This is a genomic window from Halomonas sp. AOP7-B1-5, from assembly GCF_052353045.1.
GTDB classification, from domain to species: Bacteria; Pseudomonadota; Gammaproteobacteria; order Pseudomonadales; family Halomonadaceae; genus Vreelandella; species Vreelandella colorata.
In genome coordinates, this window is sequence record NZ_JBQTDC010000061.1 from 1 (window position 1) to 12,427 (window position 12,427).

General features: G+C 55.6%; 11 protein-coding genes. 2 read left to right on the forward strand and 9 right to left on the reverse strand.

What is annotated here, in order from left to right; translation table 11 throughout:
* Positions 1–14 precede the first annotated feature (14 nt).
* The 4 genes from ACT3XD_RS18505 to yrfG all read right to left on the reverse strand — a co-directional run bounded on the left by ACT3XD_RS18505 (position 15) and on the right by yrfG (position 3,918).
* Positions 15–1,571 carry a phosphoenolpyruvate carboxykinase gene (locus ACT3XD_RS18505; protein WP_192539845.1) on the reverse strand — a complete coding sequence of 519 codons (1,557 nt, stop codon included), beginning with the start codon at positions 1,569–1,571 and terminating at the stop codon, positions 15–17.
* 311 nt (positions 1,572–1,882) lie between these two features.
* Positions 1,883–2,758, reverse strand: a complete 876-nt coding sequence (hslO, locus tag ACT3XD_RS18510; RefSeq protein ID WP_192539844.1) for an Hsp33 family molecular chaperone HslO — start codon at positions 2,756–2,758, stop codon at positions 1,883–1,885.
* 93 nt (positions 2,759–2,851) lie between these two features.
* Positions 2,852–3,241 (reverse strand): ribosome-associated heat shock protein Hsp15, encoded by a 390-nt coding sequence (gene hslR / locus ACT3XD_RS18515; RefSeq protein WP_192539843.1) that lies wholly within the window; start codon positions 3,239–3,241, stop codon positions 2,852–2,854.
* Positions 3,241–3,918, reverse strand: coding sequence for a GMP/IMP nucleotidase (yrfG, locus tag ACT3XD_RS18520; protein ID WP_192539842.1), 678 nt, complete (start codon positions 3,916–3,918; stop codon positions 3,241–3,243). The genes hslR and yrfG overlap by 1 nt, the downstream gene beginning before the upstream one ends.
* Before the next feature lie 71 nt (positions 3,919–3,989).
* Here yrfG and nudE point away from each other — a divergent pair, with 71 nt between their 5' ends.
* Positions 3,990–4,589 (forward strand): ADP compounds hydrolase NudE, encoded by a 600-nt coding sequence (gene nudE, locus ACT3XD_RS18525; protein WP_192539841.1) that lies wholly within the window; start codon positions 3,990–3,992, stop codon positions 4,587–4,589.
* A 20-nt stretch (positions 4,590–4,609) separates the two neighbouring features.
* On the opposite strand, the gene ACT3XD_RS18530 is transcribed toward nudE, so the two are convergent.
* Positions 4,610–4,753: a hypothetical protein gene (locus ACT3XD_RS18530; protein ID WP_192539840.1), complete on the reverse strand. Its 144-nt coding sequence runs from the start codon at positions 4,751–4,753 to the stop codon at positions 4,610–4,612.
* A gap of 344 nt (positions 4,754–5,097) precedes the next feature.
* On the opposite strand from ACT3XD_RS18530, the gene ACT3XD_RS18535 reads away from it, so the two are divergent.
* A complete protein-coding gene (locus ACT3XD_RS18535; protein ID WP_192539839.1) occupies positions 5,098–6,132 on the forward strand; it encodes an IS110 family transposase in 1,035 nt (344 codons plus the stop codon).
* 683 nt (positions 6,133–6,815) lie between these two features.
* Here ACT3XD_RS18535 and ACT3XD_RS18540 read toward each other — a convergent pair.
* The 4 genes from ACT3XD_RS18540 to ACT3XD_RS18555 form a co-directional block, all read right to left on the reverse strand.
* Positions 6,816–6,968 carry a hypothetical protein gene (locus ACT3XD_RS18540; protein WP_192539871.1) on the reverse strand — a complete coding sequence of 51 codons (153 nt, stop codon included), beginning with the start codon at positions 6,966–6,968 and terminating at the stop codon, positions 6,816–6,818.
* 163 nt (positions 6,969–7,131) lie between these two features.
* Entirely contained in the window at positions 7,132–8,187 is a 1,056-nt protein-coding gene (locus ACT3XD_RS18545; RefSeq protein ID WP_192539872.1) for an oxidoreductase, read from the reverse strand.
* A gap of 18 nt (positions 8,188–8,205) precedes the next feature.
* A complete protein-coding gene (gene ilvD / locus ACT3XD_RS18550) occupies positions 8,206–10,050 on the reverse strand; it encodes a dihydroxy-acid dehydratase (RefSeq protein ID WP_192539873.1) in 1,845 nt (614 codons plus the stop codon).
* Positions 10,051–10,186: 136 nt separating this feature from the next.
* Positions 10,187–12,349, reverse strand: a complete 2,163-nt coding sequence (locus ACT3XD_RS18555; RefSeq protein ID WP_192539874.1) for a methyl-accepting chemotaxis protein — start codon at positions 12,347–12,349, stop codon at positions 10,187–10,189.
* Positions 12,350–12,427 lie beyond the last annotated feature (78 nt).

The following is a 12,427-nucleotide window of genomic DNA, read 5'->3' on the forward strand; positions in this document are numbered from 1 at the left end:
CTAGCCATTCATCATCAGGTCAGCTGCGGGCCAGCCTTGATGATGGCCTCATTTACGCCTTCAAATTTCTTGAAGTTATCCACGAATTTGGTCGCAAGCTCTTTCAGGTGACGATCATAGGCGTCACGGTCTTCCCAGGTATCGCGCGGGTCAAGGAGGCTGGAATCAACGCCCGGCACGGCAACCGGAACTTCCAGATTCAAGCCTTCAATGTGCTTGGTTTCCACATCACGCAGTACGCCTGACTGAATTGCGCTGATGATGGCGCGGGTGGTCGGGATAGAGAAGCGCGAACCGCCTTCACCGTAAGCGCCACCCGTCCAGCCGGTGTTCACCAGGTAAACCTGGGCGTCCTTTTTATCAACACGCTTGATCAGAAGATCAGCGTATTCACGCGCCGGGCGTGGGAAGAACGGGGCGCCAAAGCAGGTAGAGAACGTAGCGGCCAGACCTTCAGAAGAGCCCATTTCGGTAGAGCCCACTTTGGCGGTATAACCAGACAGGAAGTGGTACGCCGCGGCTTCTTTTGAAAGCACCGACACCGGTGGCAGTACGCCTGACATATCGCAGGTCAAAAAGACGATGGCGTTGGGCTCGCCCGCCAGGTTTTCCGGAACGCGCTTTTCTACATGCTCAAGCGGGTAAGCGGCACGCGAGTTCTGGGTCAGGCTGTCGTCGGCGTAGTCAGGCTCATGGCGGTCATTGAGCACCACGTTTTCAAGCACGGTGCCGAACTTGATGGCATTCCAGATAACCGGCTCGTTCTTCTCGGAAAGGTCGATACACTTGGCGTAGCAGCCACCTTCCATGTTGAAGACGATACCGTCGCCCCAGGCGTGCTCGTCATCACCGATCAGGTAACGGGCCTGATCAGCGGAAAGCGTGGTTTTACCGGTACCCGAAAGGCCGAAGAACAGGCAGGTTTCGCCATCCTCACCCACGTTGGCCGAGCAGTGCATCGGCAATACATCAGACGCAGGCAATAGGAAGTTCTGCACTGAGAACATGGCTTTTTTCATTTCGCCTGCGTAACGCATACCGGCGATCAGCACTTTCTTCGCGGCGAAATTAATGATCACGCAGCCGTCAGAGTTGGTGCCGTCACGGCTCGGCTCACACTCAAAATTCGCCGCGTTGAGAATAACCCACTCGTCTTTGCCCGCCGGGTTGTAAGCGCTCGGGCGTACAAACATGGTGCGGCCGAAAAGATTCTGCCAGGCGGTTTCAGTCGTCGCACGAACCGGCAGATAGTGGGTGGAATCACTGCCCACGTGCAGCTCAGAAACGAAATGATCACGACCGCCCAGATAGCCTTCAACCCGCTCCCAAAGAGCATCGAATTTCGCGGCATCGAACGGGCGGTTGACGCTGCCCCAGTCAATACTGTCACGTGTGGACGGCTCATCGACAATAAAACGGTCTTTCGGCGAACGACCGGTACGTACACCGGTATTGACGGCTAGGGCGCCATCAGCCGACAAGCGGCCTTCACCACGGGCCACGGCGCGCTCAATCAATTCGGCGCTGCTAAGATTCACATGGATTCGGGGAGCGGCTTGAGTCGTGGTCATTTCGATTCCTAGGCCTTACGGCCATTCTCTCGTTACCGGGCGTCACTGACGCCACCAAAAAAGTCATCCCAGCGATATAAAATTCGCTGGGCCTACTGAAGTCAGGCGCATTATTGCAAAAAGAAAGCCCCCGGGAAACGGGGGCTTTCATCAAACATTTTGTAGTTAAACTACTACAAAGACACAATATTTTGTGTTGCAGCGCAGTAAGTTTTCAAACGATCGTTTGGCAGGTCCGCCGAATGCATTGTATCTACTGGCCCTTTGCGAGCTAACCTTTTTACTCTATGCATTCATAAGCGACTACAAAATCAGTGAATAACCGGTGGCAGCGCGTCGGGGTTATCCAATAACGACTCAATATCGGCCGCAGTGTAGTGATATTTCGTGTGGCAGAAGTGGCATTGGGTATCGATCGCACCCTGTTCACGAAAAATATCGCGTAGCTCGTCGGCGCCTAACGTTATCAGTGCGTCAGCCATTCGCTCGCGCGAGCAGGTACACCCAAAGCGCAGCGCCTTGGGCTCAAATACGCGTACGGTTTCCTCATGGTACAGGCGGTAAAGCACCTCGCGCTGCTCCAATCCTAGAAGTTCTTCAGTTTTGATGGTATCGGCGAGCGCCACGCTGCGCTCCCAAGCATCCGTATCCTGATTCTGCGAGTCATCGGGCAGGCGCTGTAGCAGTAGGCCACCAGCACGCTCACCGTCAGCCGCTAGCCATAACCGGGTAGGCAACTGTTCGGATTGACTAAAGTAGGCTTCCAGACAGCCGCTAAGCGTTTCATGATCCAGCGCGACGATTCCTTGATAGCGGTTGCCTTCTCGCGGGTCAAGCGTGATGACGATCTGCCCTTCTCCGACCAGCTCTCGAAAGCTCGTCCGTTCGCTGGGCAAGTGGCTGTCTTCGGCGATTCGGGCAATCGCACGTAGCTCGCCGCCGGGATTGGATTCCGCCATTAACAGCGACAGCACGCCCTGGCCACGTACTTCGATGCTTAAGGTACCGTCCAGTTTGATGGTATCGGTAAGCAGCGCGACGGCGGCCAGCAGTTCGCCGAGCAGCTCATTAACCGCCGTTGGGTAAGCATGGCGCGTGAGTACTTCGTGGTAGGCAGTGGCCAACGTTACGATTTCGCCACGCACATTGGTTTGGTCAAACATGAACCGCTGGATCTGATCAGACATAACAAGGTCCTGCTATAAAAGGGTACTTAAAAAGGCACTTGGCGGGCTAACCTGCCCTGGACGGTGAAGGCAGCCCAAGGCAGGAAACGTCGGCTACTCGCCTGGCTGACGCTGAAAGCGCTGTATATCGCGACGCTGCTTTTTATCAGGCCGCTTGAGGGGGTGCTGCATGGCTTCATTGGTAAGCCTGCGTGCTTCGGCCTCGCGGGCACGGCGCTCGGCACTGTCTGTCGTCTCTGCATAGAGCTTGCGTGCTTCAGGCGCGCCACGGCGCTGGTCAGAAAGCTCGATCACTTCGACTTCATAAATATCCCAGCCTTGAGGTACGCGAATCAGCGCTCCCAGCTCGACATTCTTGCTGGTTTTGACACGTGCACCGTCGTAGTGCACCTTGCCACCTTCAATGGCTTTTTTGGCGAGCGCACGGGTTTTGAAAAACCGCGCGGCCCATAACCACTTATCCAAGCGAACGGTGTCGCTCATTAACGCTCTCCTTGCTGCTCTGGAAGATCTTGTGACAGCAGCTGGGCAAATCGATCCAAGGCGATAAATTCCTGCAGCTCTTTCTCAGGGCGCTGGCTGTCCGGCTGCTTAATACCCAGCAAATGCCGAATACCAAATTCGCGAGCGCTTTCCAGCACGCGGGAGTTATCGTCTATAAACAGGGTGCGAGCAGGGTCAAAGGGTTCGATCTCTTGGAGCGCAAACCAAAACGCCTGCTCCTCCTTGGCTGCCCCTACGTCTTCTGAGGAAATGATGGCGTCCAGGTAGTTTTCCAACCCCGTTAACGGCAATTTAAGCGATAGGCTGGCTCTATCGGCATTGGTTGCCAATATTACGCGCGGGTGAGCCTGCTTTAGCCATTTCAGAAAATCGAGTGCATCACTACGTAAACCGATTAAATGCTGTACCTCACGCTTGAGCGCAACAATATCGACATTAAGCTCTCGGCTCCAGTACGCCAGGCTGTACCAGTTAAGCGTGCCCTGCTCGCCTATAATCCGCTTTTGAAGCGCATTTTGAGACGCTTCATCAAGCTGATGAAGCTCTCTATAGCGACGCGGCAAATGCTCAAGCCAGAAGTGGCTGTCAAAGTGCAGGTCTAGCAGCGTGCCATCCATATCCAGCAGGACGGTATCAATTTCGCGCCAATCAATCATTGCCGCTCCAGTCTAAAAGAGTAAGCGTGCTATTGTAGCCTAACCCCTTTTTAGCAGCCATGGAGGCCTGTATGTCGGCATCTGATTCTCCCTCCGGCTACCTGCGCAAACCGCAGATACTCGCCCGTGAGAGCGTAGCCAAAAGCCGTTTATTTCATATCGAGTCGTTGGATTTACGTTTTTCAAACGGCGAGGAGCGCCAGTTTGAGCGCTTGACCGGTGCTGACCGTGGCGCCGTCATGATTGTGGCCATGCCCGACCCCGACCATGTACTGTTGATTCGCGAGTATGCGGCAGGCTTTGAAGATTACGTATTAACGCTTCCCAAAGGCCTGGTAGACCCGGGTGAAGATATTGTGACCGCGGCGAACCGGGAGCTAATGGAAGAGTGCGGCTTTGGTGCCCATCGTATCGAGCCGTTAGTGGAGCTTTCACTGGCCCCTAACTATATGCGCCACCGTATGCAGGTCTTGATCGCCACTGACCTGTACCCCAAACGGCTGCCGGGCGACGAACCAGAGCCGCTGATTGTCGAAACCCACCCCATCGAAGATCTGCCTGCCCTTCTGCTACGCGACGATTTTCATGAAGCCCGCGCCATAGCGGCGCTGTATATCGCCCGCGATAAATTACGTGAAGAGAAGCGCCAGGACGCTGCTGATTTGTTGTGAAGTAATGTCGGCCCCGCCTTTCAGCGCGGGCCTCGATCTTCGAATCCAGCAAAAACCGTAGCGCGTGGTAACGTTTTGCGAGGAACGAGCAGATAAGGCACCCGCGGGTGGCGGCGGTTCGCCGCCTTGGCATTGCCACCAAAATCAGACTGTTGTGCTTTCATCACCCAACCCCGGCAGCGCTTCGCGCTGCTTCCGCGGGTGCGCTTCGCTTACCACGCGCTACGAATTTGCGCTATCTTCGGATTCGCAAGAATCGTAGCGCGTGGTAACGTTTTGCGAGGGACGAGCAAATAAGGCACCCGCGGGTGGCGGCGATTCGCCGCCTTGGCTATTCCACCGCGCTTATGCTTTTGTACCTCATCACCTGGCAGCGCTTCGCGCTGCTTCCGCGGCAGCGCTTCGCTTACCCAATGGGATGGACTCCTCCTCACCCTACTCCGGCGTCAGTGCGCCATACTGGTAGGTGGTTGGATGACTATCAGCTTGAGAGTCAGGAGAAGCCCCTATGAACATTAGTCGAGTTGGTGTGGATATCGCAAAGTCTGTTTTCCACGTTCATGGCGTAGATCGGCATGAACAGCCTCAGTGGCGAGGTAAATATTCCCGTGCTAAGTGGCTTGAGGCGATCTGCCGTCGTGTGCCTCAAGGCGCCATTATCGGCATGGAGGCCTGTGCCTCCGCGCATTATTGGGCACGTGAACTTCAAGCGCGTGGCTATCAGGTCAAGCTGGTGGCGGCCCAGTTCGTCAAGCCTTACGTCAAAACCAATAAAAACGATCGGGCAGATGCCGAAGCGATTTGTGAGGCCTTAGGCCGACCCACCATGCGTTTCGTGGCGGTAAAATCGGTTGAGCAACAGGACTGCCAGGCCACTCACCGGATCCGCGAAGAATTGATTGGCCAGCGTACGGCAAAAGCCAACCAGGTCCGCGGCCTGGTCGGTGAATATGGGGTTATTGCCCCCACGGGCATCCAGCAATTACGGCGTGCGCTGCCGCATTGGCTGGAGGATGCCACCAACGGACTCAGTGATCGCTTTCGCCGTTTACTGGCGGCGTTAGCCGAGGATTTACGTTACCTGGATGATCGCGTGGCGCAGTTAACCGCCGACATTGGCGACCATGCCAACACCGACCCGGTGGCCAAGCGCTTGATGACGCTGCGTGGTATTGGCCCCATTACTGCCAGTGCCTTATCGGGTGCACTGGGCGACGGCGCTATCTACCAGCGGGGGCGTGACTTTGCCGCGTCGTTAGGCCTTACCCCGCGCCAACATAGTACAGGCGGGCGAGAACGTTTGCTGGGGATCAGTAAACGTGGCAACAGTTATCTACGTAAGCTGCTGGTTCATGGCGCCCGCGCGGTTCTTCGTTATGCAGTGACACAAGAAGATGGGCTGAGTCAGTGGATCAAACGTCTTGCCGTGCGAAAACATCGCAATGTGGCGATTGTGGCACTGGCTAATAAGACGGCTCGCATGGCCTGGGCGGTCACGCGGCATCAGGTGCCGTATGATCCCTCGCTGGCGGCGGCCGCTTAGCTTAGCCACATGAAAGCACCCTGGATAGTTAACCTTTAACCTGGTGTTCCCACCACCCCGATTGCAATATCACAAGAGAGATGGCGAACAGGTCGAACCGACGTCGGGCCATACCGTGTAGCGCGTAGAGCATGAAAGCTCGTTTACGCTGAGGGTACCCGACGTGCGAATAGCCCATTAAGGTCCGATGCCCACACGTTAGGCATCCTTAACGAGACCGGATATACGCTCGCAGTCGACACAGCCGCCATGACCTTTTGTGCTTGCAAGCGAGGAGGAGTCCATATACGCGCTACGAATTTGTACTATTTTCGGATTCGCAAGAATCGTAGCGCGGGGTAACGTTTTGCGAGAAACGAGCAAATAAGGCACCTGCGGGTGGCGGCGATTCGCCGCCTTGGGCTCGCCATCAATGCTATGCCTTCGTGCCCCCATCACCCAACCCCGGCCGCGCTTCGCGCTGCTTCCGCGGGTGCGCTTCGCTTACCACGCGCTACGAATTTGCGCTATCTTCGGATTCGCAAGAATCGTAGCGCGTGGTAACGTTTTGCGAGGAACGAGCAAATAAGGCACCCGCGGGTGGCGGCGGTTCGCCGCCTGGGCATTGCCACCGAAATCAGACTGTTGTGCTTTCATCACACAACCCGGCAGCGCTTCGCGCTGCTTCCGCGGGTGCGCTTCGCTTACCACGCGCTACGAATTTGTACTATTTTCGGAATCGCAAGAATCGTAGCGCGGGGTAACGTTTTGCGAGGAACGAGTAAATAAGGCACCCGCGGGTGGCGGCGGTTCGCCGCCTTGGCATTGCCACCGAAATCAGACTGTTGTGCTTTCATCACCCAACCCCGGCCGCGCTTCGCGCTGCTTCCGCGGGTGCGCTTCGCTTACCCCGCGCTACGAATTTGCGCTATCTTCGGATCCGTCGATAGCGATACGTTTTGTAAGGGACGAGCGAATACCGGCACCCGTGTGAAGCGGGCGCCGGTATTCGGTGTGGGGTTAAAAGTGGGGTTTGAGTGCTATCCAGCGGCGTTGGCGGTAGCTATCCTGGCCGGCTTCCAAAAGCGTCATCGAGCGTAGCGCGGCTTCGATATCGACCGGCAATGCAGCGCGGCCTTGAATGGCCTCGACGATTCCCTGGTAATAGGCCAGGTAGTTACCCGGCTGAGTAGGATGCTCATGGCCTGTTAGCGATGCGCTTTCATCCTGACCTTCGCGCAGCGTTAACGCACCTGGGGCATCTTCTCCCCAATTAACGGTGGGTACTTCTCCTGCTTTCAGGCGATCTTCTTGAGGGTCCAGGCCGTATTTTACATAGCTGCCTTGCGTGCCATGAATTCTGAAACGCGGTGTCGCTTCGGCCACTAATGCACTGGCACTTAACTGAACACGCCGGTCATCGTAGGCGAGCAGCGCGAGAAAATCGTCATCGGCTTGAGCACCATCGCGGCGTGTGCCCAGCTCCAGCAAAATGGCGCTGGGCATTCCGAACAGTTCACATGCCTGATCCAGCAAATGTGGCCCCAGGTCATACCACAGTCCGCCACCTGCCGCGGCTTTCTCGCGCCAGCGGTCGCGGACTTCAGGTTTGAATCTGTCAAAGCGCGACTCGAAACCGGTGACACGCCCTAGCGTGCCAGCTTCAAGCAGTGCCTTGACAGTTAAAAAATCGCTGTCCCAACGACGATTATGAAACACCGAGATCAAACGCTCTTTCACCACGGCGAGCGATTTCAGCTGCTTGGCTTCTGACAGCGTCACGGTAAACGGCTTATCCACCACAACGTGTTTACCCGCAGTGAGTGCCATTTTGGCAAGCGAGTAGTGAGTATCGTTGGGCGTAGGAATCACGATAAGGTCAATATCATAACGTTGGCATAATGCCCGCGCTTCGCTCTCGACCTCGACATCAGGCAGGTCAGCCCGCACCTTGGCGGCGTCACTTGAAGATATGGCCACTAAATCCAGGCCTTCCGTGGCCTGAATGAGCGGTACGTGAAACGTTTTACTCGCGAACCCATAACCTACCAGGCCCACATTGATTGTTGCTTTCATAATGCTCCTTGCGAAAGTTTAATCGAGTTTGGAAAGGTCGCGCACCGCCCCTTTGTCAGCGGAGGTAGCCAATAATGCATAGGCCTTGAGCGCAGGCGTTACCTTACGCGGACGCTGCTCGACTGGCTTCCAGGCATCTTTGCCTTTGGCGTCCATCGCTTCGCGGCGGGCGGCAAGCTCAGCGTCGGTAAGCTTGACGTTAATCGTGCGGTTGGGAATGTCGATAACAATGGTATCGCCCTGCTCTACCAAGCCTATCGCACCACCCGCGGCGGCTTCAGGCGACACATGACCAATTGATAAACCGGATGTTCCGCCAGAGAAGCGGCCATCAGTCAACAGTGCGCAGGCTTTGCCCAGCCCCTTGGACTTAAGATAAGAGGTCGGATACAGCATTTCCTGCATGCCGGGGCCACCTTTAGGGCCTTCGTAGCGAATCACTACGACATCGCCTTCTTTTACCTTGCCATCTAGCACGTTGGCAACCGCTTGATCTTGGGACTCCACTACGTGGGCGGTGCCTTCAAACAGCAGAATCGAGTCATCGACGCCGGCGGTTTTGACCACACAGCCATCCAGCGCGATATTGCCATAAAGCACCGCCAGACCGCCCTGGGTTGAGAACGCATGCTCCAGGTTACGGATACAGCCGGTCGCCCGGTCGCCGTCCAGGCTTGGCCAGCGTGTGCTTTGCGAGAACGCGGTCTGGGTGGGTACACCACCAGGACCCGCTTTGAAGAACTCAACCACTTCCGGGCTGGGCGAGCGCATGATGTCCCACTCGTCCAGCGCGGCCTTGAGACTGTCGCCGTAAACCGTGGGTACCGAGGTATCCAGCACGCCTGCGCGATCAAGCTCGCCCAGAATCGCCATGATGCCACCCGCCCGGTGCACGTCTTCAATGTGGTACTTCTGAGTGTTAGGTGCCACTTTACACAGCTGCGGCACTTCGCGGGATAGCTGATCGATATCCGACATGGTGAAGTCGACTTCCGCTTCTTGCGCGGCGGCCAACAGGTGCAAAATGGTATTGGTGGAACCGCCCATGGCGATATCCAGCGTCATGGCGTTTCTAAACGCGGCTTTGGAGCCAATTGCGCGGGGCAGCAAGTGTGCCTCATTGCCTTCATAGTAACGCTTGGCTAGCTCGACAATCTTATGGCCGGCGTTTTCAAACAGCCGACGACGGTCAGAGTGCGTTGCCAGCACAGTGCCGTTACCCGGCAATGCCAGGCCGAGCGCTTCAGTCAGGCAGTTCATTGAGTTGGCGGTAAACATGCCCGAGCAGCTACCGCAGGTGGGGCAAGCGCTACGCTCGACTTCGGCCAGCGTTTCATCATCCACGCTGTCGTCAGCCGCCATGACCATGGCGTCTACCAAATCCAGACCGTGATCCAAAAGCTTGGTTTTGCCTGCTTCCATTGGCCCGCCGGACACAAAGACCACCGGAATATTCAGGCGCATAGCGGCCATCAGCATTCCGGGGGTGATTTTGTCGCAGTTGGAGATACAAACCAGCGCATCCGCACAGTGCGCGTTACACATGTACTCGACGCTGTCAGCGATAATGTCGCGGCTAGGCAATGAGTACAGCATGCCGTCATGGCCCATCGCGATGCCGTCGTCGACAGCGATAGTATTGAATTCCTTGGCTACACCACCGGCTTTTTCAATTTCACGGGCGACCAGTTGGCCCATATCTTTCAGGTGAACGTGACCGGGGACAAACTGGGTAAAGGAGTTGGCGACCGCGATAATCGGCTTATGAAAATCCTCGTCTTTCATACCAGTGGCGCGCCATAAAGCGCGAGCGCCAGCCATATTACGGCCAGCGGTGGTCGTACGGGAGCGATACTCAGGCATAGTGTCCTCTACATCTTTTTTTTGGCCCGCTGCCAACTCGGCGGTGGGCAGGTGAATCCAGCGCCCTAGATTGTGGCATGAGCGCTCTCATCAGGCCAGATGTAGAGAAAGCACAATGTCTAGAGGTAAGGTCTCGTTAAAATGCCTCCCACTCATCATGTTGAGACTGAACGATCAGTTTCTTCTTCGACTCCGCTTTAGCTGGCGCTATAGGCTTGGCCGTTTTCGGCTCGGTTTGATGCGTGTGCCGAAGCTTTTCACGTGCGGTGACAATGCTCTCTTCTTGTACGCCTTTTAAGCGAAACGCATCCACCACGTTGGCAAGCTCATAAGCTTCCAGTGTTAAATTGTCAGCCGACGCGGCGATGGACTGTACCTTGGAGGCATTTTGCTGTGTCACATGATCCATTTCAGCCACGGCTGAGTTAATCTGCCCAATACCGCTACTCTGTTCATTGGACGCCGTGCTGATGGATTCCATCAGCACGCTGACCTGACTTACCTGCTGCATGACATTTTCAATGGCACGCTCGGCCTGTTCAACCGCACTGCGGCCGCCGCTGACTTCTTGCGTGGTGCTGTCGATCATCTTGCGAATTTCCTGGGCAGCGTCGGCACTTCGCCCTGCCAGGTTACGCACTTCACTGGCAACCACGGCGAAACCACGCCCGTGCTCCCCTGCCCGTGCGGCCTCAACAGAAGCGTTCAGCGCCAAGATGTTGGTCTGAAAAGCGATCCCATCAATCACACTGATCATTTCGTTCATCTTGTCTGCGCTTTGCGCAATGCGCTGCATACGCTCGACCAGCGCTTCCATCTGCTTTCCGGTGTCGCGGGTGCTCGCAGCATTTTGTAGTGCAAGCTCTGTTGCCTGGCGGGCATTTTCGGTATTTTGCTGCACGGTGGAAGTGATTTCTTCCATGCTAGCAGCCGTTTGCTGAAGCGATGACGCCTGCTGCTCAGTGCGCGAGGAGAGCTCTTCATTTTCTGCGGCGATCTGTCTGATCGCCGGTGTTACAACAGATACCCGACCTTCCAGATCGTTGACGATGCTCGCCAGACTAAAGCGCATGGTATCCAGCGAGTAGAGCAGTTCTCCCAGCTCATCGTTAGTGGTACGGCTTTCGCTTGCAGCTAGATTACCGGCGGCAATTTGGAAGGTTAAGTGCCGGGCGCCCGCTAAACTGCGAAATACACTGCGTAAAATAAACGTGCTTAAACCAATCAGCACTAATAACCCAATCGCCATCAGGGCAAGCTGTGCAATCAGCATCTGCTGGCGGCGTTGCTGAGCTTGTGTCACCAGCGTTTCAGCCTGAGTACGCTCACTGGCTACCAGATGGCCGCTCATGTCGCGCAGCGCTTCGGTGTGTGGCTGAATAGTATCGTTTAAAGCTTCAAAAGCGGCGAAACCGTTGCTTGCTTGGATGGCATTTAACGCCGCATCGACACTGACTAACCACTCATTTAAGATTGTATCGAACGCCTGTACCTGTTGATTATTGACCTCGTCTGTCAGGTAGTCGCGCCATAGATCATTGAGTTGCGACGTATGCTGTTCGATATCAGCACGAACGACGTCTATATCCACACGCCGGGGATTACGCACGGCGGGTTCAAGCGTTTCAAGCACCTGCCCCAGACGCCGCTCAATGCGCTGTAGATTGGCGATAGACTCCAATCCTGACTGGTTAAGGGTATTCAAACGCTCACCCGACTCGATCAGACCATAAACCCCCAACCCACCCGCCAAGCCCAGTAGCAAGAGAGCAGCAACCACCATGCTGATGAGCCTAGCCTTTAAGCTGGTGAATGCTAAGCGTGACCAAATACCCAGCACCCCCTTACGGCGCAGTACTCCCTGTGCCAGCGTATAGCGTCGTGCCTGCCCTTTTTCGCGCATTTGGGCATAGATAGGCGCAGCCTGGGCTACGACCTCCGGTGAGACTTTGCGGCGAACCGAGGTATATCCTACGATGCGGTCGCCATCCCGAAGTGGCGCGACGGTGGCATTTACCCAGTAGTAATCGCCATTTTTACGCCGGTTTTTGACGACACCCTGCCAGGTTGCCCCAGATTTAATGGTCTTCCAAAAGTCCGCGTAGGCGGCTTCAGGCATATCGGGGTGGCGAAGCAAATTATGCGGAGCACCTATCAGCTCGTCGCGCGTATAACCACTGACTTCAACAAAGGTGGAGTTAGCAAACGTTACCCGCCCTTTCAAATCAGAGCGTGAAATCAATACCGACTCATCGTTCAATACGTATTCGCGTTGAGTCACAGGTTGGTTATTACGCATCAGGGCTCCCTAGAAGCTTTAATTCTTTTAATTAGCGCTATTGTCACCATCTAGCTTGAAACTAAATTAAGGAATAGA

Coding starts and splice junctions, on each gene's coding strand:
- ACT3XD_RS18540 (WP_192539871.1), bottom strand. CDS start 6,968: ATGAAAGCACAACAGTCTGATTTCGGTGGCAATGCCAAGGCGGCGAAC.
- ACT3XD_RS18505 (WP_192539845.1), bottom strand. CDS start 1,571: ATGACCACGACTCAAGCCGCTCCCCGAATCCATGTGAATCTTAGCAGC.
- hslR (WP_192539843.1), bottom strand. CDS start 3,241: ATGAGCGACACCGTTCGCTTGGATAAGTGGTTATGGGCCGCGCGGTTT.
- hslO (WP_192539844.1), bottom strand. CDS start 2,758: ATGTCTGATCAGATCCAGCGGTTCATGTTTGACCAAACCAATGTGCGT.
- ACT3XD_RS18555 (WP_192539874.1), bottom strand. CDS start 12,349: ATGCGTAATAACCAACCTGTGACTCAACGCGAATACGTATTGAACGAT.
- ACT3XD_RS18545 (WP_192539872.1), bottom strand. CDS start 8,187: ATGAAAGCAACAATCAATGTGGGCCTGGTAGGTTATGGGTTCGCGAGT.
- ACT3XD_RS18530 (WP_192539840.1), bottom strand. CDS start 4,753: ATGAAAGCACAACAGTCTGATTTTGGTGGCAATGCCAAGGCGGCGAAC.
- nudE (WP_192539841.1), top strand. CDS start 3,990: ATGTCGGCATCTGATTCTCCCTCCGGCTACCTGCGCAAACCGCAGATA.
- ilvD (WP_192539873.1), bottom strand. CDS start 10,050: ATGCCTGAGTATCGCTCCCGTACGACCACCGCTGGCCGTAATATGGCT.
- yrfG (WP_192539842.1), bottom strand. CDS start 3,918: ATGATTGATTGGCGCGAAATTGATACCGTCCTGCTGGATATGGATGGC.
- ACT3XD_RS18535 (WP_192539839.1), top strand. CDS start 5,098: ATGAACATTAGTCGAGTTGGTGTGGATATCGCAAAGTCTGTTTTCCAC.